Here is a 1,825-nt window from a genome sequence, read left to right as displayed (position 1 = left end):
ATTTAATGTTACCTGATGCTTAGAGGATTTTCCTGGAAGCAGGGCATCAACTACTTCTGCACCGTAGTGCATCGTCATCACGCCTCAGGGTTAGTATGCAACCGGATTTACCAGGTCACACCCCCTACACGCTTAAACCGGGACAACCGTCGCCCGGCTAGCCTAGCCTTCTCCGTCCCCCCTTCGCAGTAACACCAAGTACAGGAATATTAACCTGTTTCCCATCGACTACGCTTTTCAGCCTCGCCTTAGGGGTCGACTCACCCTGCCCCGATTAACGTTGGACAGGAACCCTTGGTCTTCCGGCGAGCGGGCTTTTCACCCGCTTTATCGTTACTTATGTCAGCATTCGCACTTCTGATACCTCCAGCAACCCTCACAGGCCACCTTCAACGGCTTACAGAACGCTCCCCTACCCAACAACGCCTAAGCGTCGCTGCCGCAGCTTCGGTGCATGGTTTAGCCCCGTTACATCTTCCGCGCAGGCCGACTCGACCAGTGAGCTATTACGCTTTCTTTAAATGATGGCTGCTTCTAAGCCAACATCCTGGCTGTCTATGCCTTCCCACATCGTTTCCCACTTAACCATGACTTTGGGACCTTAGCTGGCGGTCTGGGTTGTTTCCCTCTTCACGACGGACGTTAGCACCCGCCGTGTGTCTCCCGTGATAACACTCTTCGGTATTCGGAGTTTGCATCGGTTTGGTAAGCCGGGATGGCCCCCTAGCCGAAACAGTGCTCTACCCCCGAAGATGAGTTCACGAGGCGCTACCTAAATAGCTTTCGGGGAGAACCAGCTATCTCCCGGTTTGATTGGCCTTTCACCCCCAGCCACAAGTCATCCGCTAATTTTTCAACATTAGTCGGTTCGGTCCTCCAGTTAGTGTTACCCAACCTTCAACCTGCCCATGGCTAGATCACCGGGTTTCGGGTCTATACCTTGCAACTAATCGCCCAGTTAAGACTCGGTTTCCCTACGGCTCCCCTATACGGTTAACCTTGCTACAAAATATAAGTCGCTGACCCATTATACAAAAGGTACGCAGTCACACCACGAAGGTGCTCCCACTGCTTGTACGTACACGGTTTCAGGTTCTATTTCACTCCCCTCGCCGGGGTTCTTTTCGCCTTTCCCTCACGGTACTGGTTCACTATCGGTCAGTCAGGAGTATTTAGCCTTGGAGGATGGTCCCCCCATATTCAGACAGGATGTCACGTGTCCCGCCCTACTCATCGAACTCACGACCTGTGCATTTTAGTGTACGGGGCTATCACCCTTTGCTGCGCGACTTTCCAGACGCTTCCACTAACACACAAGCCGATTCAGGTTCTGGGCTCCTCCCCGTTCGCTCGCCGCTACTGGGGGAATCTCGGTTGATTTCTTTTCCTCGGGGTACTTAGATGTTTCAGTTCCCCCGGTTCGCCTCATGCCACTATGTATTCATGACATGATAGTGTGTCGAAACACACTGGGTTTCCCCATTCGGGTATCGCCGGTTATAACGGTTCATATCACCTTACCGACGCTTTTCGCAGATTAGCACGCCCTTCATCGCCTCTGACTGCCTAGGCATCCACCGTATACGCTTAGTCACTTAACCTCACAACCCGAAGATGTTTCCATCGTTCGTGCTGCAAACATTTGAGAGACTCTATGACAGGTTACTCTTCATCCCAGTACATCTACGGAGGGATAAATTTCAGCCGTCATGTTTCAATTTTCAGCTTGTTCCAGATTGTTAAAGAGCAATATCTTAAACATGACTCGCAAGTCATCTTTAAGATTTTTTCGGTTATCGCTAACCGGTGATAATGTCTTTCACTC

Annotated in this window: 1 rRNA gene; it reads right to left on the bottom strand. The window is 51.2% G+C overall.

Going from position 1 to position 1,825, the window contains the following annotated elements:
• Nucleotides 1–1,601, bottom strand: a 23S ribosomal RNA gene (locus ACFCYN_RS25370); the annotation flags it as partial.
• Between the last annotated feature and the right edge of the window lie 224 nt (nucleotides 1,602–1,825).

Origin of the sequence: Gottfriedia sp. NPDC056225 (genome assembly GCF_042267765.1) — a bacterium.
Taxonomy (GTDB): domain Bacteria; phylum Bacillota; class Bacilli; order Bacillales; family Bacillaceae_G; genus Gottfriedia.
The sequence above is the reverse complement of the archived record's forward strand: the minus strand, read 5'-3'. Positions and strand labels throughout refer to the sequence as shown.